Annotated in this window: 19 protein-coding genes; 9 read left to right on the top strand and 10 right to left on the bottom strand. The window is 54.8% G+C overall.

The features are described 5' to 3' along the window. Positions 1–145 precede the first annotated feature (145 nt). The gene (ytfQ, locus tag RTX96_RS19575; protein ID WP_042388427.1) at positions 146–1,102 is read right to left on the bottom strand and encodes a galactofuranose ABC transporter, galactofuranose-binding protein YtfQ; all 957 of its coding nucleotides are present in this window, start codon (positions 1,100–1,102) and stop codon (positions 146–148) included. A gap of 309 nt (positions 1,103–1,411) precedes the next feature. On the opposite strand from ytfQ, the gene ppa reads away from it, so the two are divergent. After that, positions 1,412–1,942: an inorganic diphosphatase gene (ppa, locus tag RTX96_RS19570; RefSeq protein WP_103818593.1), complete on the top strand. Its 531-nt coding sequence runs from the start codon at positions 1,412–1,414 to the stop codon at positions 1,940–1,942. Between the two features lie 89 nt (positions 1,943–2,031). Here the strand turns inward: ppa and RTX96_RS19565 are convergent, their stop codons facing one another. Genes RTX96_RS19565 through tamA form a run of 3 tightly spaced genes read right to left on the bottom strand, consistent with a single transcriptional unit; the run spans position 2,032 to position 7,882 of the window. Further along, on the bottom strand, positions 2,032–2,376 hold the full coding sequence (locus RTX96_RS19565) for a gamma-glutamylcyclotransferase (RefSeq protein WP_103818594.1): 345 nt from the start codon (positions 2,374–2,376) through the stop codon (positions 2,032–2,034). Positions 2,377–2,378: 2 nt separating this feature from the next. Then, positions 2,379–6,152 carry an autotransporter assembly complex protein TamB gene (gene tamB, locus RTX96_RS19560; protein ID WP_312671849.1) on the bottom strand — a complete coding sequence of 1,258 codons (3,774 nt, stop codon included), beginning with the start codon at positions 6,150–6,152 and terminating at the stop codon, positions 2,379–2,381. After that, positions 6,149–7,882: an autotransporter assembly complex protein TamA gene (gene tamA / locus RTX96_RS19555; RefSeq protein WP_312671848.1), complete on the bottom strand. Its 1,734-nt coding sequence runs from the start codon at positions 7,880–7,882 to the stop codon at positions 6,149–6,151. Before tamA ends, tamB begins: the two co-directional genes overlap by 4 nt. A 211-nt stretch (positions 7,883–8,093) precedes the next feature. Here tamA and msrA point away from each other — a divergent pair, with 211 nt between their 5' ends. Continuing rightward, positions 8,094–8,738 (top strand): peptide-methionine (S)-S-oxide reductase MsrA, encoded by a 645-nt coding sequence (msrA, locus tag RTX96_RS19550; RefSeq protein WP_312671847.1) that lies wholly within the window; start codon positions 8,094–8,096, stop codon positions 8,736–8,738. A gap of 110 nt (positions 8,739–8,848) precedes the next feature. Here the strand turns inward: msrA and RTX96_RS19545 are convergent, their stop codons facing one another. Together RTX96_RS19545 and RTX96_RS19540 are read right to left on the bottom strand one after the other, a co-directional pair. After that, the gene (locus RTX96_RS19545; RefSeq protein ID WP_312671846.1) at positions 8,849–9,964 is read right to left on the bottom strand and encodes an RHS repeat-associated core domain-containing protein; all 1,116 of its coding nucleotides are present in this window, start codon (positions 9,962–9,964) and stop codon (positions 8,849–8,851) included. Between the two features lie 47 nt (positions 9,965–10,011). Next, positions 10,012–13,959 (bottom strand): hypothetical protein, encoded by a 3,948-nt coding sequence (locus RTX96_RS19540; RefSeq protein ID WP_312671845.1) that lies wholly within the window; start codon positions 13,957–13,959, stop codon positions 10,012–10,014. 371 nt (positions 13,960–14,330) lie between these two features. Between RTX96_RS19540 and RTX96_RS19535 the strand changes: the two genes are divergently transcribed. Then, complete coding sequence (locus tag RTX96_RS19535) at positions 14,331–15,668, top strand: hemolysin family protein (RefSeq protein WP_103818600.1); 1,338 nt, start codon at positions 14,331–14,333, stop codon at positions 15,666–15,668. Positions 15,669–15,818: 150 nt separating this feature from the next. On the opposite strand, the gene RTX96_RS19530 is transcribed toward RTX96_RS19535, so the two are convergent. After that, the gene (locus RTX96_RS19530) at positions 15,819–16,025 is read right to left on the bottom strand and encodes a DUF1107 domain-containing protein (RefSeq protein WP_042388447.1); all 207 of its coding nucleotides are present in this window, start codon (positions 16,023–16,025) and stop codon (positions 15,819–15,821) included. A gap of 327 nt (positions 16,026–16,352) precedes the next feature. Between RTX96_RS19530 and RTX96_RS19525 the strand changes: the two genes are divergently transcribed. Beyond that, on the top strand, positions 16,353–16,910 hold the full coding sequence (locus tag RTX96_RS19525; RefSeq protein ID WP_103818601.1) for a YtfJ family protein: 558 nt from the start codon (positions 16,353–16,355) through the stop codon (positions 16,908–16,910). 3 nt (positions 16,911–16,913) lie between these two features. Here the strand turns inward: RTX96_RS19525 and cysQ are convergent, their stop codons facing one another. After that, the gene (gene cysQ, locus RTX96_RS19520) at positions 16,914–17,660 is read right to left on the bottom strand and encodes a 3'(2'),5'-bisphosphate nucleotidase CysQ (RefSeq protein ID WP_103818602.1); all 747 of its coding nucleotides are present in this window, start codon (positions 17,658–17,660) and stop codon (positions 16,914–16,916) included. A gap of 185 nt (positions 17,661–17,845) precedes the next feature. Here cysQ and RTX96_RS19515 point away from each other — a divergent pair, with 185 nt between their 5' ends. Then, positions 17,846–19,792 carry a bifunctional 2',3'-cyclic-nucleotide 2'-phosphodiesterase/3'-nucleotidase gene (locus RTX96_RS19515; protein ID WP_312671844.1) on the top strand — a complete coding sequence of 649 codons (1,947 nt, stop codon included), beginning with the start codon at positions 17,846–17,848 and terminating at the stop codon, positions 19,790–19,792. Between the two features lie 50 nt (positions 19,793–19,842). Here RTX96_RS19515 and RTX96_RS19510 read toward each other — a convergent pair whose 3' ends face one another. Further along, on the bottom strand, positions 19,843–20,235 hold the full coding sequence (locus tag RTX96_RS19510) for a helix-turn-helix domain-containing protein (protein WP_103818604.1): 393 nt from the start codon (positions 20,233–20,235) through the stop codon (positions 19,843–19,845). Between the two features lie 83 nt (positions 20,236–20,318). Here RTX96_RS19510 and RTX96_RS19505 point away from each other — a divergent pair, with 83 nt between their 5' ends. From RTX96_RS19505 to RTX96_RS19495, 3 genes are all read left to right on the top strand, one after another. Then, complete coding sequence (locus RTX96_RS19505) at positions 20,319–21,167, top strand: SDR family oxidoreductase (protein WP_312671843.1); 849 nt, start codon at positions 20,319–20,321, stop codon at positions 21,165–21,167. Positions 21,168–21,247: 80 nt separating this feature from the next. After that, positions 21,248–22,072: an AraC family transcriptional regulator gene (locus RTX96_RS19500; RefSeq protein ID WP_312671842.1), complete on the top strand. Its 825-nt coding sequence runs from the start codon at positions 21,248–21,250 to the stop codon at positions 22,070–22,072. Between the two features lie 75 nt (positions 22,073–22,147). Next, on the top strand, positions 22,148–23,086 hold the full coding sequence (locus RTX96_RS19495) for a DMT family transporter (RefSeq protein ID WP_103818607.1): 939 nt from the start codon (positions 22,148–22,150) through the stop codon (positions 23,084–23,086). A 137-nt stretch (positions 23,087–23,223) separates the two neighbouring features. Here the strand turns inward: RTX96_RS19495 and RTX96_RS19490 are convergent, their stop codons facing one another. Beyond that, positions 23,224–24,807 (bottom strand): methyl-accepting chemotaxis protein, encoded by a 1,584-nt coding sequence (locus RTX96_RS19490; protein ID WP_312671841.1) that lies wholly within the window; start codon positions 24,805–24,807, stop codon positions 23,224–23,226. 178 nt (positions 24,808–24,985) lie between these two features. Between RTX96_RS19490 and ytfE the strand changes: the two genes are divergently transcribed. Beyond that, entirely contained in the window at positions 24,986–25,648 is a 663-nt protein-coding gene (gene ytfE, locus RTX96_RS19485; RefSeq protein WP_103818609.1) for an iron-sulfur cluster repair protein YtfE, read from the top strand. The last annotated feature ends 44 nt before the right edge of the window (positions 25,649–25,692 follow it).

Genomic DNA, 25,692 nt, shown 5'->3' with positions numbered 1-25,692 from the left:
ATGGCGCTGCGCTTATCAGGCCTACAAAACCTGGGCCCGTAGGCCGGATAAGACGTCTGCGTCGCCATCCGGCGCGGCAATGCCTGATGGCGCTGCGCTTATCAGGCCTACAAAACCGTGTTTATCAGGCCCATGAAGTTCAGGCTTAATAGCCCATATTTTTCTTCTTCTCGAGCTCTTCTTTCGCCGTATCCGGCAGGTAGAGCGTCGATTTAGTCATGGTCATTTTCTCAGGCTGGGTGCCATCTTTTTTGAATTTCTCCAGCGCGTCAAAGGCCGGGCCAGCCATGTTTGGCGTCAGCTCAACGCTGGCGTTGGCTTCACCTTCAATCATCGCTTTAAAGATATCCGGCACGCCGTCGATGGAGCCGGTCAAAATATCTTTGCCCGGCTTCAGGCCCGCCTCTTTGATGGCCTGAATAGCACCGATCGCCATATCGTCGTTATGGGCGTAAACCATGCAGATGTTCTTGCCGTTATTCTCGGCTTTAATAAAGCTCTCCATAACCTCTTTACCTTTACTGCGGGTAAAGTCGCCGGATTGAGAGCGAATGATTTTAATATTCGGCGCTTTGGCGATGGCGTCAGCGAACCCTTTTTTACGGTCAATTGCCACGCTCGCCCCTACCGTGCCCTGCAGCTCAACAACGTTACACTTCTTATCGCCGACGGTTTTGATCAGCCACTCGCCGATCAGCTGGCCTTCGAGCACGTTATTAGCGGTAACGGTAGTCATGTAGAGCGACTTATCTTTCACATCAATGGAGCGGTCGAGGAGGATCACCGGGATCTCGGCGTCTTTAGCCTCCTTCAGCACCGGCTCCCAGCCGGTCGCCACCACGGGAGCTATAAAGATGGCATCCACGCCCTGGGCGATAAACGAGCGCACCGCCTTGATCTGGTTCTCCTGCTTTTGCTGACCATCGGCGACTTTCAGCGTAATACCGCGTTTTTCAGCTTCGCTTTTCGCAACGTTGGTTTCAGCGGCCCGCCAGCCGGACTCGGAGCCGACCTGCGAAAAACCGACGGTTAACGGGGCTGCCATCGCCATAGACGACATGGCTGCTGAGACTGCTGTGACCAGAAGTAAGCGCTTCCACATAATAACGTCCTCGTAGGGGTGATTATTGTTTGGCTAAAAGATGTTCGCGAAGAGACTATAGCGAATGGAATATGTAACGAATTGCGTTACATCACACTTCAAAAAAGTAAATAAAACGTTAATCACAAGTTTGTAATCGCTTTCATTTGGCTATGAAAAATGCGGCTGAGGTTATGTACTTTTCGGTCATCTGAATGGTCTGAGAAACGCGCAATGGGTAGGGGGAAAACGAAAACAGGCGAAGACTTTCGGTGTGAGTTGGCTATAATACCCGGCACTTGTTTGCCACACATTTTAAAGGAAACAAACATGAGCTTACTGAACGTACCGGCGGGTAAAGATCTGCCAGAAGACATCTACGTTGTTATCGAGATCCCGGCCAACGCCGATCCGATCAAATACGAAATCGACAAAGACACTGGCGCGCTGTTCGTTGACCGCTTCATGTCTACCGCGATGTTCTATCCGTGCAACTATGGCTACATCAACCACACCCTCTCCCTGGACGGTGACCCGGTTGACGTGCTGGTCCCGACCCCGTACCCGCTGCAGCCGGGTTCAGTGGTTCGCTGCCGTCCGGTTGGCGTGCTGAAGATGACCGACGAAGCGGGCGAAGATGCGAAGCTGGTTGCGGTTCCGCACACCAAGCTGAGCAAAGAGTACGATCACATCAAAGACGTGAACGACCTGCCGGAGCTGCTGAAAGCGCAGATCACCCACTTCTTCGAGCACTACAAAGATCTCGAGAAAGGCAAATGGGTTAAGGTTGATGGCTGGGATAACGCCGACGCGGCGAAAGCGGAAATCGTGGCCTCTTTCGAGCGCGCTGCGAAGAAGTAATCTCTACCCGCTGTAGAAACAGAAACACCGCCCTCACGGCGGTGTTTTTTTATGGATAAAAACAGCGCCACCCGAGGGTGGCGCTGCTGTTAATCCCGATCCCTGTCTAACCAGTTCCCGGTCTCTATCCGCGTGTGTTCATCCACCGAAAGCTGATACACATACATCCATGCACTGCCGTACGGTGTCTGAATCAATTGACGCTTGTACTCCCCACCAGCGGTACGCAGCTCGTCGAGCTCGGCCAGGGTTTCGGCGTCAATACGGTAAACTTCACCCAGCACCTGGCCCGGACCGGGCACCGCACCAGGGTAGTGCCCCAGACTGTATAGTTGATAATCCTCAACGCTGTGATCGCCCAGCCATTGAGCGTTAGTCATCCAGTGACTGTTACCTTGCTTGCGTCGTAAACTGCCGTAAACAAATATTCGCATTGCTAAAACTCAAACTGATAGAGCAGATCTAGTGCCTGGTCTACGCCAGACACCGCTTCCAGATATAGCTTAGGCATTAGGCGATAGCGTAACGTAAGCGTCGCCAGAGAGTCAAAAATACCCACGCCATACTTCACCTGCAATCCCGGCAGAACATAGCCGCTGACCACCACCTGGGAGGAGTCGCCTACGCCCTGCGTGTCCAATGCCAGATTGCTAACGCCAAAGGTCTCGCCGATTCGACCCACAACCTGTCCGCTCTGGGCAACGCCCAGGCCCACCAGCGCCGACGTCATCGCTGCGCTATCGCTCTGTGTGCTCTCCAGCCCCTGGCCGCGAAGCAGATAGGAGAGCGCCTCCTGCTGCGACATTGCCGGGTCAGAGAAGATCTCCGCCTTCGGTTCGTCGGCGGTTCCGGTCACACGCACACCGGCAATTACGTCGTTTTCGGTGGATTCCGGGTTACGGATCGCTTCGATGTTAAGCAAAGGTTGATCCGGCGGACCCGAGAACAATAACTCACCTTTGCGTACAATCAAATCCTGACCGTACGCGTGGAAGCGACCTTCGGGAATATTAATCTGCCCGTTTAAGCCAAGCCCTTGTTTATCCTGAGCAACTTTAAGATCGCCCGTTAAGCGCGCTTTTAAGCCAAACGCGTCCAGACGCACGTTATTACCCACGTGAACGGTCAAATTACTGTTAATCGGGATGCCCGCGCTCTTCGGCTCCTCCGGCTGCAGCTGGCTATTGAGCATCACCTCGTCGCTGGAGACCCCAACCGCGCTCTCAGGAACGTCGTGGACCACGATGCGCGCCCACGGCACGTCAATGCTGCCGTCAAGGGTGAAGAGCTGCGGCGTGGCTTCAAACACCACGTCCGGGGAGGCATCCAGGCGGACCATCGGCGGGACGGTGATCCGTACCCGGCTGCCCTTCGCCGCAATGCGTGCGCGCCAGTTGTCGATCTGGCTCCAGTCGGCGTTGCCGCTCAGGTTAATCTCGCCCTGGCGGGTGCGAACGACCCCTTGCAGCGTCGAACTCTGGCCGTTGAAGTTCATCGCCACCTGGCTAGGCTGCATCTCAAACGGCATAAAGTTGGCGTCGATATCCACGCCGTTCAGCCCCATCTGGCCAAACAGCTGCGGGCTCTGCACGTTACCCGCCAGCCGCAGGTTGGCATTAAGCGTCCCTGCAGCCTTCTCACCGCGCGAGAAGATAGCGTTGATCATCGCGATAGAGAAGTTGCGGATGTTAACCGTGCCTCCGAGGTTACGTTGCCCCTGGGGATCGGTCACCTGCACCTGGCCGTCGAACTGGCCGTTGTTGGTCAGGCGCATCATCCAGCCGAGATCGGCCCGGTTGTCCTGCAGCTTCGCGTTAAGATTGAGGGTATCGAACGCCACCCGCAGCGGCGCATCGTTGACGGTCTGCGTGACCCGCACGTTACGTCCGGCCAGGGTCACCTCACCCTGCGGCAGTCCCGGTTTAGTGGTGTCCCAGCTGACGTCCGCCCGGCCGCTGAACGATCCGCTGGCCTGGGTGGTATCCGGCATAAAGGGTTTCAGCATCGCCAGATCGAAGCGGTTCAGGTTAACCACCGCCCGCCCCTCTGCGCCTGCGTCCACGGTCTGAGGAACGCACAGCTCTGCGTTAGGGTTGGTCCAGCAGTGCGGCCCAATGCTCACCTTCTGCTCCTGGCCACGGTAGTCCAGGGCGATGGCGCGGTTCAGCGACCACGGCCCGACCGGGGTGGCAAAGCGCGTATCGCTCAGCGTGCCTTTCCAGCGCTGGTTAGCACGGTCAAAACTGCCCGCCAGCCGCAGCTGGCCGGAGACCGGCTCGCCCTGCGCCCGCAGGGTCAGCTCGTGCTGCTTTTCACTGCCTTTGGCGTCCAGGGTAACCAGGCTCAGATTGACGCCCGGCTGCACGATACGCTCCACGCGGGCGGTAAGGTTACCGGCGATCTGATCGGTGGATTTCACGTCGCCCTCAATACGCACGCGGGCGATAGAGAGCGTCTGCCAGCGCAGATTATTGGCAGTGATATCCGTCTGCACCTGCGGCGCATCCACCGTGCCGCGTACTTTCACTAACCCCTTCGCCGTGCCGCCCAGGCCCGGCAGCGCGTTATCCAGCCCCGGCGCATCGATATTGGCATCAAGATTCAGTGCCTTCACACCCAGCTCGCCTTTCACGTCGGCGCTATTGGGCCCCAGCTCGAGGTGTAGCCCCGGTACGGTCCACTGCATATAGCTGTTGCCCTTGAGCGAGCCGTTCACATTTACCCTGTTGTTTTTGACGTTGCCGGTGATTTTCATCTCCGGCACCTCCATCTGCCAGCTGCCACCGTAGAGGCTGCCGCGGGTTTTGATCAGGCCGTTGAGCTTAGAGGGCCAGTCGGGCACCTCTTTCGCCGTATTGATGCCGTCGAGCGTCAGCTCCCCGCGCCAGCTGATAGCCTGCTGCCAGTCGAGCAGCGCCTTCAGCTCGGTTTTCCCCTCCAGCGCGGCGATGGTCAGCTTGTCGAGGTTGATCTGCTGCTCGTTGCCTTTGGCATCCAGCGTGATGGTGGCAGGCGGAACCTGCTGCCCTTTCACCGCCGTGCGGAACGAGAGGGTGTAGTCGGTCATCTTGCCGCTCAGCTTCAGCCGCAGGTCATCCGCCTGATACTGTCGCTCGCCGGTAAAGGGCCAGTAGAGCTGCTCGCTGATGACGTCGAGATTCAGGGGCAGCCCCGCCTCCGCCAGCTGCGTCTTCGCCCGCAGCACCATGTCTACCGGACCGGAGAGATTAACGCCCACGTCAAGGGTTTCGCGCAGCGCGCCGCCGATCTTCAGCTTCACCTTCTCGCCCTTGAGCGGATCGACGTTCAGCGTGCTGTTAAGGGTGATATCTACCGGCCAGCTGTTACTCAGCTGCGCCGTGCCGCTGGCGTTAACCGTACCCTGATTAGAGTCGATATCCAGCGTGTCGAGCCGGGTGTTGCCGTCGATGCTGCTCACCTTCAGCAGCAGGCTGCGCACCAGGATATCGGTATCCCCGGTGAGGCGCAGCTGCTCGCCGCGAAACTCTTCAATATTGAGGTTAAGCGGCAGATGAACGTCGGCCATCTCCGGCAGCACCGGCTTAGAGAAGAGATCCTTCAGCGTTTCACCCAGGGGCTTCTCTTCGGGCTTCGGCTGCTCGATCTTCGGCTCGACGATCTGCTCCTGGGCCACGTCGGCCACCTTCGGCAGGGCAATCAGCAGCCCTTGCAGCGAGGTCGGCTTGAGGGTCAGGTTTTTCTCTTGCCAGTTCAGGCCGGTGGTGAAATCCATCACCGAGACGGTGGTGTTATCGATCTTGATATTGACGTTGTTCAGCGCCACGCGGCTAAGGGTAATCGGATAGGGCGTGGAGAGATCGAGCGGCCCGCTCTCCTCCTCCACCTGCGCGGCAGGCGGCATTTTCGTGCTGTCTACCGTCACGTTAATATCTTTTAGCGACAGATCGTTAACGCACAGGCTGCTGTCCCGCAGGCAGGCAAGCTTTACTGCAAGGTGGATTTCCCCGGCGTTAACCGCCACGCCGGGCTGGTCATAGCGAATATTGCGCAGGGTCAGATCGCGCCAGCCGCCGGTGACCTGGCCGATCTCCAGCCCCGGCACCCAGCGGTTCGCCGCCTTGAACAGAATATGCAGCCCGCTGGTAGTGCCCACCAGAAACGCCACCGCCCCCAGCAGCAGCATAATAAACACCACTACCCCGAGGCTTATCTTCTTCCATAAACTCATAATTCAGGCCCCAGACCGATGTAGAACTGTAGATCGTGTTTTTCGTCGTCTGCGATGGGCAGAGCAAAGTCGAGCTTCACCGGTCCGACCGGCGACTCCCAGCGCACGCCTACGCCCGCGCCAGTTTTAAAGTCGCTGCGGCGGATATCACTTACCGCCTCGCCGCTGTCGACGAAGGCGGCGCCCCACCACTTGCCGGTGACGTTGTACTGATACTCCAGCGAGCCGGTGGCCAGCTTCGAGGCCCCCTTCAGCTTGCCCTCGTCATCCCGGGGCGAGATCGATTTGTACTTATAGCCACGAATGCTGCGATCGCCCCCGGCGAAGAAGCGCAGATCCGGCGGCACCCGATCAAAGTCGCCGGTCTCGATCCAGCCGAGGTTGCCGCGCACGACAAAGCGGTGGCGATCGTAGAGGGTACGGATCCAGACGTTCTGCGCCTGAAGAACGGAGAAGTCAACGTCGGAACCCCAGGCGGTATTGGAGTAGTCAATAGAGTAGCGCTGGGAGTCGCCCCAGGTCGGCATCAGGCCGCCGCGGGAGCGGGTCCGGCTGATCATTACCCCCGGATAGAGCAGCATCGTAGTGTTGGTCACGCTGCCCTGGGTAAAGTGATCCAGGCTCCAGCGCAGGTTAATGGCGCGCTGCCAGCCGCTGGAGAGATCCCAGTAGCGGGAGAGCGCCAGGGTAGTGGAGTCGGCCTCGGTATCGTTGAGATCGGTACGCTTAAAGCCGCCCTGCACCAGGTAGTACTGCTCCAGCGGGTTTTTCAGCAGCGGCACCTTGTAGCTAAAGTCGAGCTGCTGCTCTGGCGCCGAAATACTGGTGGTCGTGGTAAAACTGTGGCCGTAGGAGTTGATCCACGGCTTGCGCCAGGTGGCTTTTACGCGCGGACCGACGTCGGTGGAGTAGCCCACCCCGGTCTCAATCGTATTCTGCGTGCGTGGTGAGACCACACCGTGCAGCGGCAGTACCTTGGTCTTACGGGATTTTTCAAACTCCGGGGCGACAATCACCGAGTTAAACCAGCCGGTAGCGGAGAGTCGACGGTTCAGCTCCGCCAGATCTTTGGTTTGATACTCATCGCCCTCTTTAAAGGGGACGAGGTTTTGCAGATACTCGTCGCGGATCTGCGAGCCTTCAAAGGTCACCTTGCCGAAGCGGTAGCGCTGTCCACTGTCGTAGTCGATATCCCAGAATGCCTGGTGACGATCGAGGGCGATGCCGAGCTGGCTTTTATTGAAGGCGCTGTCGAAGTAGCCTTTGCGCAGCGCGACGCTGGTGAGGCCCTTCTTAAAGCTGTCGTAGTCGTTGTGGTTCAGTACCGTGCCGATCGCCGGACGGGTTTTTAGCAGATCGAGGTAGTCGCGGTCGGTACGCGCTCCGCCGCGCAGGATAACATCAGTCCCCCCCACGCGCACAGGCGTGCCGGGCGAGACGCGGGCGATCAGCACCTGACGGCCCTTCGCCGGCGGTGGACGCAGTTCAAAATCGATGGTCGGCTCATAGTAGCCTAGCGCTTTTAATCCATCGCGGATGGCATCATCAACGCGAGCGCGGAAACGCTGGTCCGCCGTTACTTCGTCACTCTCGATGGTTGAGAGCTGGGCGCGAACGTTTTTTTGCAGCGCGCCCGATAACCCCTCCACCTGCAAACGGACGTTTGCCGCTAAGGCCGTCCCGCTTACCAGCAGCAGAGTAGTGAAACCTAACAGTCGGATGTGTGGCACGTTCTCTCCTGGATATCAGGCCTCCCTGAGGTAAGAAGACCGAAATGCCGCTCCCCGGCTTAACAAATACCCAACATAATGGGTTGAAAAATGGCTGGCTAGCCCAATATTTCTTAATGTTTAAATCTAGCCGTATTTGCAGCATTTATTGTGTTCAATTCAACGCTGCGTTACAACCTCGATCACATATCTGTTCCTGGGAGGCCACACCGTGAGTCTATTTGATAAAAAACACCTTGTTACTCAAGCGGATGCATTGCCAGGACGCAATACACCCATGCCGGTTGCCAACCTGCATGCCGTTAACGAACACTCTATGACTAATGTCCCCGAGGGGATGGAGACCGCGCTGTTTGCGATGGGCTGCTTCTGGGGCGTGGAGCGCCTGTTCTGGGTGCTGCCTGGCGTCTACAGCACCGCAGCAGGCTATGCGGGCGGCTTTACGCCGAATCCGACCTACCGCGAAGTGTGCTCCGGCCAGACCGGCCATGCCGAAGCCGTGCGCGTAGTCTACGACCCGAGCGTGATTAGCTACGAGCAATTGCTGCAGGTCTTCTGGGAGAACCACGATCCGGCCCAGGGCATGCGTCAGGGCAACGACCACGGCACCCAGTACCGCTCGGCTATCTATCCGCTGACGCCGGAGCAGGACGCAGCCGCGAAAGCGAGCCTGGCCCGTTTCCAGCAGGCGATGCGCGCCGCCGGGGACGACCGCACCGTGACCACCGAGATCAAAACCGCTGGCCCGTTCTACTATGCCGAGGACGATCACCAGCAGTATCTGCATAAGAATCCGTACGGGTACTGCGGGATCGGGGGGATAGGGGTCTGTCTGCCGCCGCAGACGGCGGGTTGAAATTGATATAATTTAAGTTGCTGGCCCATAGGCCAGCAACACGTTTTACAATGATGATATAGATAAGTTAATCGATTATGCTACTTTGTGTTAGCACGTCTCAATGATATTTAAACAGAGGACGAGTCAATCCTGGTATATCTGGGTAAAAATACCCCTATATCTTCAGATGAGTACACTCTTCGGTTAACGATGATGAGTGTATCTTCTTGTTTTGCCGCTTTTTTAAGTGTTCCAATTGTCCTAGGCACGGAAGAAATAGTACCTGCTTCCCCCAATATCAGGGATGCGACTTTCATTCTTTGCGACATTTCCGGGTTTTTTTTCTTCATCGCACTACTGGCAGATTTTAAAGCTAAAGAAGCCGTATGCGATGCACTCTGAATAACCTGGAGGACCACGAGAGAAGCCTCTTTTACATCCCCCATATCCACAGATGGCAGTCGCTGCCTTCTAACGTGTTTCTCAGGATCAGATTCTAAAGTATTTTCAATGCCTTCGGAAACATCAGACACTGTGCTTTCAGCCTCTGATCCCTCTCTGGCCAAACTTCCATTTTCCGCACCGAGCTCATCTAATCCAGTTATTGACTCAGAAACTATTTTTCTTTGTTCTTTACTCAACCCTCTATATTCTTTAAATTGATTTATAGATGCGTAAATGTCATCCAAACCAGAGAAAAAATTTGCTCCTGCATTAATCCATCCAAATGCAGCGCTAGCATGGACTAATTTAGCTGCAGCTTCAGGATGTTTTTCTGCGCTATAATAAGCAGCTATGCCGGTTGACATTTGTCCTAACTGTGATACAGCAGATATGACACGAGATGTTTTCGCGATAACCTTTGCCAAAACTTTCACAACTTTAAACACAAATCGGATTGCTCTTATCGCCAATCTTATTATTCCATGCCCACTTGGATCAGTGAAATTTATCGGATCGTTTTCACAGTAGGCGTAAGGGTTAATCCCTCCCACGCCAAATGGACTTTCATTGTCAGGGCAGTTAAAACGCATTAGAATAGGATTATAGGCACGATAGCCGTTACCTAAATGCGAAACGCCAGTAAAGGGATCTGGCCGCTCGCCATTAAAACCTGGAAGTTGACTATTTTGCACGTTGTTTACATTACCAAACGAAGAATAAAAATTAACCTGCTGGGTTTTGCCATCATAAGCCAGCAGCGTACTATTGGTCTTGTTTGTGCCAATCAGTTGTAAAGACATAATTTACGCTCCAATGATTGAATATATTGCTTAGAGTATTCTTACTCTTACCCGTGATTTACTGCGGCATTACCAGTCAGGCCAGGGATAATTCGATCCTGTTGATGCTCACTTTCACGAATCTGGTTAATCAGCTGGGAACCCCGATAGTAGAGATACTGCTCGTCAGTGTTTATCGACTGGTAAACAAGAGTATGCAGAGCGTCATAGCCATAGGTTGCCTTCGCACCATCAGTTGTTTCTACACTAAACAGGCGGCCAGAGGCATCGTATGTTAATAAACGGCCTGCTTCATCGTATTTCAGGCGTCCATCATCATAATAGGAAAGATTAATAACCGGCGGGTACGCTGAGTTCCCTTCGTGCACAATTGACGTTAGCTGTGTGGGATCGCTGCTATTTTCATAGTTAAAGGTCGCAGTGTCTGTTGCACTGCTACTATTCTGCGTAGTACAGGTCTGAATATTATTAAGACTATCATAAACAAATACCTGAGAAGTAAACGACTGCCCGTACCCATCTTTTGGTAAAGAGCTGCCGCTGCAGTCATGTCGATGAAGCCTGTTGCGTAGATCATAATAGTAGCTATTATCACTAAGCAATTCTGCGCCCTGCTCAATTTTAACATGAGAAACCTGATTATTTTCATAATAATCAGTGGTGATAGTAATCTTCTCTCCGCTGTCAGGCGTAATTGTGCGAATGTGCTCACGTCCATAATCATCATAGACAAGTTCTATTTCGAGAGTCGCCACTTCATCTTCTGATTGAGACACTGATTGAGCCGTTTGTGTATAAAGTCGTCCAAAATCGTCGTAGATAAAATTCAGCGTAACGGCGGGATCGCTCATTCCTTGAGGTTTTATTGCATCTTTTCCTGAAAGATAATAGCTTATCCACTGTTGATTACCGTCAATATCGGTATAGCTTACTGGGTTGTTCATTACACTCCAGGTGTAAGAAGGTGATTTGCTTCCGAGACTATTAGTGATAGTCTCAGTAGAAATTTCCCCTGAGCTAAGCCATGTATAGGCGTGTGTTTTCTGCCCGGCTTCGGTAGCCGTATCCAGCAACCCACGATGTTTAAAATAGCTGTAATTCTGCTCTGTGCTTTGCCCGTTATACTCTGCGATAACAGAGGTTAATGCATTCTCTAATAGAGGATCGTATCCATAGGTAAAGACCCGATTTACACTATCGGTAAAGGTATGTGCATCGGGAGTATTATCATTATATGTATAGGACTCATAGCGCCCCCCAACGGTGGAGTTTTGAATTCGTCCTAAGCCGTCGAATTCTCTGCTACCTATCACATAATCTTTACCTTCTACATCAGTCACGGTAATGGTGGTCACGAGTGGATGGCTAAACTGTGCTGCATATTCCTGCGTCACAATAGTCCCGTCAGAGTAGGTGATTTTGTATGCACGATCAAAGTCATCGTAGTCATAAATGATGGGGTTCCCCACCTGGTCTACAGACTTACGTACTCGCTTGAGACCGTCATAATAAGAGTGTGTCCTGGAATACTCATTACCCTCTGCGTCAAATGTAATAACCGATTCAGGTACGTCTTGATTATTCATAACAACTTTATAATGTGATGATATTTTACCCGCAGCGGACTGTAAATAGCTGCTATAGCTATTCTCTACAGAGGAAAACTCTACTATTTTTGACAGGTAGACGTTAGTATCGACACTCTCTCTCCCAGGTAAGAAATTATGTGCACAGGGGCGACCCCAGCTATCATATTGAGTTTTAATATTTACTTCTGCTGTCTGCTTAGTATGTGTATTATCAAAATAGCTATCAGCTATCGTTTCATACTCAACTCGCCCTAATGTATCATAGCGGCGTGATAAGACCGTATTAAACTCTTCCCCAAGCTGGTCTGTTGCGCTTTTCTCGATAGAGATTACTCGCCCCATAGAATCATAATTAAATCGTGAGATACTCCCATCATTATTTATTATCGTGGTACTAATTGCAGTAGTGTTTTCAGAGCCATCAGTTCCATAAGTATAATCAACACTCATACTTCTTTCATAGTCAGCATTACCTTCGTATGCATGCATATAAGAAAACCGACCAGCAGGATCATAATAATAAGTATGTGGCGTACCCTTGATATCGGTCAAAGAAATAATTCGACCTGAATAACAAGAGCGCACCATGACCCCGTTTAATTCAATACCATCACAACTCGTTAACGTCAGTTGGCTTTGGATAACATTATCTTTAGCATCATAATCATACTCTTCCTTTATTAAATGAGGATGATCATCTTCGGAATCGTGATAGTAAACTGTCGTACCTTTATAAATTGGATAGCCATACTTAAACGATGTCTTGTCATCTGAGTAATATTTCGTGTCCAATGTTGTCAACGGCTGTTTATCGGGGGGGTTAGTTCCATTATCGATTAATTTCACCAGCGTCTCTTTATCCTTCACAATCGCGGTAACCATTGGGCGATCGTCCAGCGCCTCAAAAGGGCTGTAGTGATAATAGGTTGCGCGAACAGGCACGTCGTCATAATCCGAGGGCGCAGGGGTAACTTTTTTGCTTTTCATAAGGTTTGCAAAATCGTTTGGATCGCGAGGACAGCCGGTATAGCCATCATCACTATCCACTTCACCATTACTACTGTAAAACTCATAATCGGTCTGGGTACCGTCAGGATCAATCTGCTGCGTCAGATTGCCGAATCCATCATAAATATACTGCGTAACTTCAGTACGTGTGCCGCTGTCGTCCGACCAGGTCAACGTTTGACTCAGCGGATACTGATACTGCGCTGGCAGATCGTCATAGGTGGCATCAGGGTGATCGGACTGATACTTATCAGCATAGTACCAGGTGTCTACCGTGTAGGAAGTGTTACCCTGTTGCACCTCTAACCTGGTTAAAAGATGGTAATTATTGTAGGTATAGGTGGTGGTGATCAGCTGCCCATCGCTGTCGGTTTGCGTCAGCGTTGTGGAGTAGGAGTAGTCCTGCCCTGCCAGGCTATATACGTAGTCAGTTGAGGCATCCCACTGGCCACCCTGCGGAGCATCGTAGCCCAGGTAGTTGGGGAAACCCTGGGGGGTGTCTGGCGTATAGGTTGTTACCATAACGGGTTGGTTAAAGCCGGGATCGACAGATAACTCCGTCACGGCAGGCAATGCACCTTGCCCAGATTGATCGGGGAATAGCATCAGACCATTCGTGGTACCGCTATTATAGATAACTGTTTTTGTGAGCCCGGTAATAGCTACAGTCTGTGTTAATGTCTGTAGCCCCTCTCCCATCCCTACATCTTGATAGTAGTAGTGCCATGCCCTCCCAGGCAGTCCTGAGTGAGAAATAGTAGAGAGGTAGCCATTCCCTTTGCCCAGAGTAATTGAATACTCTTCGGACGAGCCAGGGTAGAAGGTCAGCATCGGTCCTGCGTCATGATCGATTTTTAACAGGGTTACGCCACTGTCGTCGCTAATAGAGGAGATTCCCCAGCCCCATAAGTCGATCGTTTCCCAATCAACAATCAGGGAATAGCCCAGCGCGGTATAGATTCTGGTAGTAACATAAATTCCTGCGTCATACTCCATAAGATCGGTCACGGTGCCGTCATTTTCAGTGACCCGGTAACCGTAGCGGCCTTCCGAAGTTACCATACTGGCAAAATCGAATGTTCTCATCTTATTTTGCTGAACTATAGGGGGGTTAGCCGACCCATCCACACGATAGCTTTCACCTGAAGCCAATAAAAGCTGCCCATTTGTCGCATCATAAATAGTTAGCGCAGGTGCTACACCTATTCCAAAATCATAATAATCCGTTGCAGAGGTAGGCGAGTAGCTAAGTGTGAAATTAAGCTCCGGCCCCATTGCATTATTGCCAATAAGTTGCCCGAGGGTATATTGAAAACTAAACAGACGGGTGCGTGGATCAACATCTTCCGAAGAGGCGCTAACAAAATTCGGTGTTTGAGAATAATAGTTTGCACTCATGACGATACCTCAACAATAAATTGATTATTAATAAAGAGAATCAGCCTGACTTTTATAAAATTAGACGCGTTGCTGTTTTTAAAAAAGTCCCTTTTTTAGAGCGCTATGACTTATATTTAGGCCTGGTAAATCCCCCCTCGCTTTATTTGATCTGGTACGGCCGCATAATTCGGTAACAGACTGTTTTTAAGGGCCTAAAATTCATCAGTGTATAAACATTGTACGCCTGACGCTGGCAGGCCTCCCCCGGCTTACGCTATACTAGCCCTTGGATCGCAGGTCCACTCGCTGTGGATCGGCGTTTAACCTGATGTATTACATGGATTTTCAACCTTCCCTTCTTGAGGATCTGGCCGATGGCTGGATAAGATATGTTAAACAGTATTCTACTGATACTTTGTCTGATTGCCGTAAGTGCGTTCTTCTCGCTGTCGGAGATTTCACTGGCGGCCTCCCGTAAAATCAAACTTAAGCTGCTGGCCGACGATGGCAATATCAACGCCCAGCGCATCCTGAAAATGCAGGAGAGCCCCGGCACCTTCTTTACCGTGGTGCAGATCGGTCTCAACGCCGTCGCCATTCTCGGCGGTATCGTGGGCGACGCGGCCTTCTCCCCGGCCTTTTACGGTGTGCTAATCAACGTGGTGTCGCCAGAGCTGGCGGAGCGGCTGAGCTTTATTATCTCCTTTACCCTCGTCACCGGGATGTTCATTCTCTTTGCCGACCTGACCCCGAAACGCATCGGTATGATTGCGCCCGAAGCCGTGGCTTTGCGCATCATCAACCCGATGCGCTTCTGCCTGTTCGTCTTCCGTCCGCTGGTGTGGTTCTTTAACGGTCTGGCTAACGTGATCTTCCGCATCTTTAAGCTGCCGATGGAGCGTAAGGACGATCTTACCTCCGATGATATCTACGCGGTGTTTGAGGCCGGGGCGCTGGCGGGCGTGCTGCGTAAACAGGAGCACGAGCTGATTGAGAACGTGTTTGAGCTGGAGTCGCGTACCGTGCCGTCATCCATGACCTCGCGTGAAAACGTGATCTGGTTCGATCTGCACGAAGATGAGCAGAGCCTGAAGAGCAAGGTGGCAGAGCATCCGCACTCTAAGTTCCTGGTCTGTAATCAGGATATCGATCATATCGTCGGCTACGTCGATTCAAAAGATCTGCTTAACCGCGTGCTGGCCAACCAGAGCCTGGCGTTGAACAGCGGCGTGCAGATCCGCAACACGCTGATCGTGCCGGATACCCTGACCCTCTCCGAGGCGCTGGAGAGCTTTAAGGCGGCGGGGGAAGACTTCGCGGTGATCATGAACGAGTATGCGCTGGTGGTGGGCATCATTACTCTCAACGACGTGATGACCACCCTGATGGGTGATTTGGTTGGTCAGGGACAGGAGGACCAGATCGTGGCCCGCGATGAGAACTCCTGGCTTATCGACGGCGGTACGCCCATCGACGATGTGATGCGCGTGCTGGATATCGATGAGTTTCCGCAGTCCGGTAACTACGAAACCATCGGCGGCTTTATGATGTTTATGCTGCGAAAAATCCCGAAACGCACCGATTCGGTGAAGTACTCGGGCTATAAATTTGAGGTGGTGGATATCGATAACTACCGCATCGACCAGCTGCTGGTTACCCGGCTCGACAGTAAGCCCACGACGCTGACGCCAAAGCTGCCGGACGCCGAGAACAAAGGCGCGGCGTAAGTGTTGTAGGCCGGGTCAGGCAAAGCCGCCACCCGGCATCGCTGCAACGCCTGACGGCGCTACGCTTGTCAGGCCTACGGCATTCAAAACATCAACGGCCCCATCTGGGGCCGTCTTATTATCTTACTGAACTACTGCATAGCACGTTGCTTACGCCATATCGGTTTGCAGTCGCATCACCTGGCGATTCACTTCAGACATCACAGAATAGTGCTGCTTATCTTTTACTTTCGGGACCAGGATTTTACCCTTGTCGAACTCAAAAGCGCCTACGTCCTTGATATACAACCGTCCACGGAACAGGATCTTCACGTACTTCGCTACCTGGAGCGGATTGTAACGTTGGAAAATTTTCATTCTTCTATCTCTCCTGCTGAATCTTACGCTCAAGCGACGCCACAATTGGCTCGACTTTGATGAACGCAAATTTTGTTGCCCAGTGACTATAGACCACAAACTCATTGATACCCAGCATGCATAAGTTTATTTACCGTTTGATGACAATTAATCAGAATTTTCTATCCTGGGCGACGAGCACAACAGTATAAGGCATGGTTTTTGCGCAAATGTGTGCGTCCGCCCGCAAACTGGCACCCCATTTGCGAGAAAAGAAGATTAATTGCACTTATCATTAAAGGCAGAGACCAAGTGGTCGGATCACCTGCACTGAATAAGGGAAACATGATGACGTTACGCAACACTCTGGCTGTAACCTGCCTGCTGCTGCCGCTGGTGGCCTCGGCTCACCGTTTCGAAGAGAACCAGCGCGTGCCACCGGTTGGCGTGGCCGATCGGGGAGAGCTGGTCTTCGATAATAATAAGTTTAGCTACAAAAACTGGAATAGCGCGCAGTTGACCGGAAAAGTTCGCGTGGTGATGCACATTGCGGGTCGCACCTCGGCGAAAGAGAAAAATGCGGCGCTGATTGAAGCGATCAAATCGGCGAATCTGCCGCACGACCGGTATCAGACCACCACAATTATCAATACCGATGATGCCATTCCCGGCTCCGCGATGTTTGTACGCAGCAGCATTGAGAGCAATAAGCAGCTCTACCCCTGGTCACAGTTTATCGTCGATAGCGAAGGAGTAACACGCAAGGCCTGGCAGCTGCAGGAGGAGAGCTCCGCCGTTGCGGTGTTGGATAAAGAGGGGCGCGTGCATTATGCCAAAGATGGCGCGCTGACTCAGCAGGAGTCGCAGCAGGTGATTGCCCTGCTGCGTAAGCTGCTGGAGAGCTAAAGATTAAAAGATAGAGACGCGGAAACCGGGGTTGAGGAAGGATTCACGCGGCGTGTAGTCCAGCGTTTTCCCCTGCCAGTCATGGACGTGCGCCCCGGCAGCGACGGCTACCGCGTGACCCGCGGCGGTATCCCAGACGCTGGTTGGCCCGAAGCGGGGATAGAGCTGCGCCTCGCCCTCTGCCACCAGACAGAACTTGAGCGACGAGCCGATTGCCGTGGTCTGATGTTCACCCATCTGTTCCAGATACTCTTTCAGCTCGGTATCATTCGCGGCATGAGAGCGGCTGATCACCACCCGTGGCGGGCGGGCCTCACGCACCTGGATCGGATTACGGATATTGTTCTCCTCTTTCCACGCCTTACCCTCCGCCGCGCTGTACATCACTTTCAGGACCGGGGCATAAACTACCCCCAGCACCGGCTTACCCGCTTCGATCAGCGCGATATTGACGGTAAACTCACCGTTGCGCTTGATGAACTCTTTGGTGCCGTCCAGCGGATCCACCAGCCAGTAGCGCTGCCAGTGCTGACGAACGTCCCAGGCGGGCGGATCCTCCTCCGAGAGCACCGGGATATCCGGAGTAAGTGCTTGCAAACCTTTGACAATCACCTTGTGGGCTGCGATATCAGCTGCGGTGACCGGTGAATCGTCGGTTTTACGGTTCACGTCTATCGGGCTGCTCCCGTCGTAAACCTGCATGATGGCTTCGCCCGCTTCCCGCGCGAGCTGACAAATGGCTTCTAACATTCTCCACCTCTCTGTGTCAGTGGTTTTAACTCGTTGTTTTAGTTATACCGTATCATGACCAGAACTACCATCTGTGAGCACACCTGCGGTTTTATTGCTCACTTTTATGGCAAGATTCACAAATTCGTAAGCAACCTAATGTAAATACATTCTCTTTTGTGGATTAGATCTAAAAGGACGCTCTGATGATTAAGTTTAGTGCAACGTTTCTGGCCATGCTGACGGCGGTCGGCGCCCAGGCCGCCACTGTGGATCTTCGCCTGCTGGAAACCACCGATCTGCACAGCAACATGATGGACTTTGACTACTACAAAGATACGCCCACGGAAAAGTTCGGCCTGGTGCGCACCGCAACGCTAATTAATGCCGCCCGCCAGGAGGTTGCTAATAGTGTGCTGGTGGATAACGGTGACGTGATTCAGGGCAGTCCGCTGGGGGACTATATGGCGGCCAAGGGGTTAACCCAGAACGAGGTACATCCGGTCTATAAGGCGATGAATACCCTCGACTACGCGGTAGGCAACCTCGGCAACCATGAATTCAACTATGGCCTGGATTACCTGCACCGCGCCCTGTCAGGGGCGAAGTTCCCCTACGTTAATGCCAATATCATCGATGCGAAAACGCAACAGCCATTGTTCACGCCCTATCTGATCAAAGAGACCACGGTTAAGGATAAAGAGGGCAAAACCCAGACCCTGCGCATTGGCTATATCGGCTTTGTACCGCCGCAGATCATGACCTGGGATAAAGCCAACCTCAGCGGTAAGGTAACGGTTAACGACATTACCGAGACCGCGCGTAAGTACGTTCCGGAGATGCGCAGCAAAGGGGCGGACGTTGTGGTAGTAATCGCTCACTCCGGGCTTTCAGCGGAGCCGTACAAGGCGCTGGCAGAGAACTCGGTCTACTACCTCAGCGAGGTACCCGGCGTTGATGCCATCCTCTTTGGTCACGCCCATGCGGTCTTCCCTGGTAAAGACTTTGCCGATATTAAAGGCGCGGATATCGCTAACGGTACCCTTAACGGCGTGCCGGCGGTGATGCCGGGTATGTGGGGCGATCATCTTGGCGTGGTGGATTTAGTGCTGAATAACGATAGCGGCAAATGGCAGGTGACGCACTCCCGCGCCGAGGCACGCCCCATCTACGATGCGGCGGCGAAGAGGTCGCTGGCGGCAGAAGACAGCAAGCTGGTTTCGGTCCTCAAAGACTCCCATGACGCCACTCGGGAGTTTGTCAGCAAACCTATCGGGAAGTCCGCCGATAACATGTACAGCTATCTGTCGCTGGTGCAGGACGATCCCACCGTGCAGGTGGTCAACATGGCGCAGAAGGCCTACGTGGAGCGCTATATTCAGGGCGATCCGGATCTCGCCTCGCTGCCGGTGCTCTCCGCCGCCGCACCATTCAAAGCGGGCGGTCGCAAGAACGATCCGGCCAGCTTCGTTGAGGTGGAGAAGGGACAGCTGACCTTCCGTAACGCCGCCGATCTCTACCTCTACCCCAATACGCTGGTGGTGGTAAAAGCGAGCGGGAAAGAGGTAAAAGAGTGGCTGGAGTGCTCCGCCGGGCAGTTTAACCAGATCGATCCCCACAGCAGCAAGCCGCAGTCGCTGATTAACTGGGATACCTTCCGCACCTATAACTTCGACGTGATTGACGGCGTCAGTTATCAGGTGGATGTCACCCAGCCTGCCCGCTATGACGGCGAATGTCAGAGCCTGAATCCGCAGGCGGAGCGCATTAAAAACCTGACCTTTAACGGCAAGCCGATCGATCCCAACGCCACCTTCCTGGTAGCGACCAACAACTATCGCGCCTACGGCGGCAAGTTTGCCGGGACGGGGGAGAGCCACATCGCTTTTGCCTCGCCGGACGAGAACCGCTCCGTGCTGGCGGCGTGGATAAGCGCCGAGTCAGCCCGCGCGGGGGCCATCCACCCGGCGGCAGACAACAACTGGCGTCTTGCGCCGATCCACAGCGATACGCCGCTGGATATTCGCTTTGAGAGCTCCCCCTCCGCTAAAGCGGCGGCGTTTATCAAAGAGAAGGCCCAATACCCGATGAGCCAGGTCGGTAGCGATGATATCGGGTTCGCCATTTACAAAGTTAATCTAAACGCGAAGTAACCCGCAGGCCCGGCAAGCGTGAGCGCCGCCGGGCGTTTTCCCCTCTATATCTACGCCGCCCGCTCGTCGCGCCTCGCCAGCACCTCCGGCAGGTTTAGCTCAATCCAGTCGGCGAGTGCGGCGACTTTCTCGCTTACCTCCTCACCCAGCGGCGTCAGGCTGTACTCAACGTGTGGCGGCACCACTGGATACGCCACCCGGTTGATAAAGCCGTCCTGCTCCAGCCACTGTAAGGTTTGCGCCAGCATCTTCTCGCTGACGCCGCCCATCTTGCGGCGCAGATCGCTAAAGCGATGCGTACCGTCGCGCAGGGCCACCATCACCAGCACGCCCCAGCGGCTGGTGAGATGTTTAAGCACGTCGCGGGAGGGGCACTGCTCGGCGAACAGGTTGCCTTCACGCAGCCGTTCGCTTAGCGTTTGGGGTGCGTTAGTTATTTTCATACTTACCTTTTTGTACGTACTTACTAAAAGTTAGTTAGGGTGCTAGTGTGCCATAACTCACTACCGACAAGAAGGAGAATCACATGATCGCAATTACCGGCGCCACCGGCCACCTGGGCCAGCTTACCCTTACCGAACTGCTGAAAACCGTTCCCGCCAGCCAGCTGGTGGCCATTGTGCGTAATCCGGCGAAAGCCGAAGCCCTGGCCCAGCAGGGCGTCACCGTGCGTCAGGCTGAGTATGGCGACCAGGCCGCGCTCACCGCCGCCCTTGAGGGCGTTGAGAAGCTGCTGCTGATCTCCTCCAGCGAAGTGGGCCAGCGCGCGATTCAGCACCGTAACGTCATTAATGCAGCGAAGTCCGCGGGTGTAAAATTCATCGCCTACACCAGCCTGCTGCACGCCGATCGCTCCCCGCTGGGCCTGCACGTTGAACACGTGGAGACCGAACAGTATCTGGCGGCCTCCGGCATCCCCTACGCCCTGCTCCGCAACGGCTGGTATAGCGAAAACTATCTAGCCAGCGCCCCGGCAGCGTTAGCGCACGGTGTATTTATCGGCTCCGCCGGGGAAGGTAAAATCGCCTCCGCCACTCGGGCTAACTATGCGGCGGCAGCAGCTAAGGTGATAAGCAGTGAAGGCCATGCGGGCAAGGTGTACGAGCTGGCGGGCGATGAGGCCTGGACCCTCAGCGATCTGGCGGCAGAGTTAAGCAAGCAGAGCGGCAAACCGGTGGTTTATCAGAATCTCAGCGAGGCTGATTTTGCGGAAGCGCTAAAAGGCGCGGGCCTGCCAGAGGCGTTCGCTAACCTGCTGGCAGACTCAGACGTGGGTGCCGCAAAAGGCGGCCTGTTTGATGACAGCCGCACGCTAAGCACGCTGATTGGCCGTCCGACCACGCCGATTCGTGACAGCATTCGCGAGATCGTCTGACCTTACAGCAACGTTAATTTTTGTAGCATCCCAGCGGGTCATTCCTGATAATGAAGCGATGACCCGCGTGGAGAGAACCAGTGCAAGGTGTACCGGAACAGTTCAGCGATAAAAAAGACAGCGCCCGCTTTCGCCATCTGGCACAGTTTCCGGGCGTCGAACTGTATCACGCGCATATCTCCCGCTACGTCTTTGAGCCGCATACCCATGAAGCTTTCGGCATCGGTACGATAGAGGCGGGTGCGGAGCGCTTTCGCTATCGCGGCGCGCAGCACGTTGCCCCTGCCTGTTCGGTGGTCACCATGAACCCCGAGGAGCTGCATACCGGCGAGGCAGCCACTGCTGACGGCTGGCGCTACCGGATGATCTATATTGAGCCGGATCGGCTTGAGCAGATAACCGGGATCCGCCACTGGTGGTTCGCTGAGGCTACCCGCTACGATCCGCTCCGCTCCCGGCAGATTTTTACGCTTATCCACCATCTCTGGCAGAGCGACGATCCCCTCGCTCAGCAAGGTCTGCTGCTGGATCTCATTGACGCCTTCAGGCCGCTGGCGCACCACGCGCCGGTGCCGGTAGAGGGAGCGCACCGCTTCGAGCGCGTACGCGACTACCTGCACGACAACTATATGCACACCCTGACCCTTGATGAGCTGGCGCAGGTGGTCTCGTTGAGTCCCTATCACTTCCAGCGCCAGTTCAAAGCCCATTTTCACGTCACGCCGCACCAGATGCTGATGGCGATCCGCCTGTGGCGGGCGAAACATTTTCTCACCCAAGGCATGCCCGCCGCCGACGTTGCCGCCACCACCGGGCTGACCGATCAGTCGCACCTCACCCGCGCTTTCACCCGCCGCTATGGCATTACGCCGGTGCGCTACCAGAAACAGGTGGTCCGGCGCTAATGCGCAATCTCATACAATACGCCCGCCTGCTCCCTTCCTACACTAGATGCAGATTTAAATAAATGGATGGAACAAATGATTAGCGGTGTGTTGTATGCCCTGCTTGCAGGTTTAATGTGGGGACTGATTTTTGTCGGGCCATTAATTGTGCCGGAGTACCCGGCGCTGTTGCTGTCGATGGGGCGCTACCTGGCGCTGGGGCTTATCGCTCTGCCGCTGGCGTGGCTGGGCCGTCAGCGTTTGAAAAAGCTGAGCCGCCGGGACTGGCTCTCCGCGCTGGAGCTGACCATGATGGGTAACCTGATCTACTACGCCTGCCTGGCAAGCGCCATTCAGCGTACCGGCGCACCCGTATCAACTATGATTATCGGCACGCTGCCCGTGGTGATCCCGGTTTTCGCCAACCTGCTCTACAGCCATCGCGACGGCAAGCTGGCCTGGTCGAAGATGGTTCCCGCCCTGGTGTGTATCGCTGTCGGCCTGGCGTGTGTGAATATTGCTGAACTGCGTCACGGTGTGGCGAATGTGGATGGATGGCGCTACGTCTCCGGTATTCTGCTGGCCATCATCGCCGTGGTGTGCTGGGCCTGGTATGCCTTGCGTAATGCCTGCTGGCTGCGAGAGAATCCGGACAAAAATCCAATGATGTGGGCCACCGCGCAGGCGCTGGTTACCCTGCCCGTCTCGCTGATTGGCTACGTCGCGGTATGCGGCTGGTTAAGGCTGGATCAGCCTGAATTTGCGCTACCGTTTGGACCTCGGCCCTGGGTTTTTGTGGGATTAATCGTGGCGATCGCCGTGCTCTGTTCGTGGGTAGGCGCACTGTGCTGGAACGTTGCCAGCCAGAAGCTGCCGACGGTGATCTTAGGTCCGCTGATTGTCTTTGAAACCCTGGCGGGACTGCTCTATACCTTCCTGCTGCGCCAGAGCCTGCCGCCCGTGCTGACCGCATCCGGTATTCTGCTGCTGGTCGTGGGTGTGACCCTGGCCGTGAGGGGAAAACCGGTTCAGTAGGCCGGGCAAACGGCGTGCCGCCCGGCATTATAGCCTCAACACAATAACGCCCGGTGGCGCTACGCTTACCGGGCCTACAAACCACTCCGTGCCCAATGTAGGCCGGGCAAACGCCGTGCCGCCCGGCGGTTTATCGGTTAAGCGTTAGCCATATCTGCCTGGCGACGGGTAGTTTTAAATACCGCGACCGCCTCGCTCAGGCGAGCGGACTGCTCTTCCAGCGCCGCGGCCGCCGCCGCAGACTCCTGCACCAGCGAGGCGTTCTGCTGAGTCACGCGATCCATCTCCGCTACCGCCTGGCCGACCTGATCGATGCCGCGGCTCTGCTCATCCGAAGCGGACGCAATTTCACCCATGATGTCGGTCACGCGGGTGACGGCGTTAACGATCTCGGCCATCGTCTCACCGGCCTGATTCACCAGCGCCGAGCCTGCGTCGACCCGGTCGCCAGAGTCATCAATCAGGCCTTTGATCTCTTTCGCTGCCTGAGCGCTGCGCTGGGCAAGCGTACGTACCTCCCCGGCAACCACGGCAAAGCCCCGGCCCTGCTCGCCGGCACGCGCCGCTTCTACCGCCGCGTTCAGCGCCAGAATGTTGGTCTGGAAGGCGATCCCGTCAATCACGTTGGTGATCTGAGCAATCTTGTTGGAGCTGGTGGCGATCTCATCCATTGTCCGCACCACGCTCGCTACCACGCTGCCACCTTTCTTCGCGGTAGAAGAGGCATCCAGCGCCAGACGGGAGGCCTGGCGGGCGTTGTCGGCATTCTGCTTCACGGTAGCCGTCAGCTGCTCCATGCTGGCCGCCGTCTCTTCCAGGGAAGCGGCCTGCTGCTCGGTACGGGAGGAGAGATCGTTGCTGCCCGCGGAGATTTCGCTCGCCCCGGTATAGATTACGTCGGCCCCGTCACGTACCACACCAACCGTATTTGCCAGCGCCGCCTGCATCTCCTTCACGTTACGTGCCAGCAGCGCCATTTCGTTTTTGCCCTCGGCGGCAATCGACCGGGTCAGATCGCCCGCGGCGATAGCGCGGATATGGCCGAGCACCTCATCCAGCGGCTGCAGCAGCACACGGCGCATCGCAATCCAGCTGATAATAATCACGGCGATCACCACCAGCATGATCGCTGAGAGGATCCACAGGATACGTTTGTAGTCGTTCTCGTTATCTTTAACGCCCCGGCTGGCCAGGTCCGCCTGCGTCGTGCGCCATTCACGGTAGACCGCCTGCATCGCCTTCTGCTTCTGCTCGGCGTTCTGCTTGAACATCCCCGCCAGATCGCCCTGCGCTAACAGGGTGTTCATCTGGGCCAGGGTTGTAGAGTAGTTGCGATACTGCTCTTCCAGACGGTCAGCCATATGCTCGTCCATCCCGGGCGTTTCCGGCAGCGCATAGTAGATATCGTAATGACGCTGGGCGTCTGCCAGCAGGTTTTTGGCTATGGTAACCAGCTCGCTGAGCTGCCCGCCGTTGATCTGGCTCGCCTCGCTGCTTTGCAGACGCAGCATGCCCCGGTTCAGGGTCACGCGGGCCTGGTTCAGGCTAATCCAGGCGTCGGTAAATTCAGCGACGTTCTGGCTGGAGAGCTGGGAGACATTGAAATTATCTTTATCGTTATTAAGCGCGGTGATGAACACGCTCGCTGAAATCACCTGCATGACGCCAAGCGCCAACAGGACTGAAATCAGCAGGGTAATGACTTTCATACGTTTAAACATGTATTGCCTTTTAGGATGCAGGATATTGTCTGGCCTGTATCTATCGGCAGGTATGGCGGCTTCTTGAACATAATTGTGAAGCACATCTCATTTTTACCCCTGCCGCTAAAGGGTTATAGCCTCTTTTTAAAGATGCATTTAAAATGCATCTTATTATATCCACATTGAGGTAACTGCTATGGCCTTTCGCGACCAATCTTTAGGTGAGCTGGCGCTCTCTATCCCCCGGGCCTCGGCCCTGTTCCGTCAGTACGATATGGACTACTGCTGCGGCGGTAAGCAGACGCTGGCTCGTGCAGCGCAGCGTAAAGCGCTGAACGTTGAGGAAATTGAGGCGGCGCTGGCGAAGCTGGCCGAGCAGCCGGTAGACAAAGAGTGGCGCGTGGCCCCGCTGGCCGAGATTATCGATCACATCATTGTGCGCTATCACGACAGGCACCGCGAGCAGCTGCCGGAGCTGATCCTGCAGGCCACCAAGGTTGAGCGCGTTCATGCCGATAAACCGAACGTGCCGCGCGGGTTGACCAAATACCTGACTCTGCTGCATGAGGAGTTGACCAATCACATGATGAAGGAGGAGCGGATCCTCTTCCCGATGATCAAGCAGGGCCAGGGCAGCCATGCGGCGGGACCGGTAAGCGTGATGGAGAGTGAGCACGATGAGGCGGGCGAGCTGCTGGAGGTCATCAAGCACACCACCCATAACGTGACGCCGCCGCCGGAGGCCTGCACGACGTGGAAGGCGATGTATAACGGGATTAACGAGCTGATTGACGATCTGATGGAGCACATCAGCCTGGAGAATAACGTGCTCTTCCCGCGCGCCTTAGCTGGGGAGTAAACAAAAAGGCCCGGCAGCGCTACGCTTGCCGGGCCTGGAGACTG

Origin of the sequence: Pseudescherichia sp. (assembly GCF_032052675.1) — a bacterium.
Lineage (GTDB): Bacteria > Pseudomonadota > Gammaproteobacteria > Enterobacterales > Enterobacteriaceae > Pseudescherichia.
This window is presented reverse-complemented; position numbering and strand designations above follow the sequence as displayed.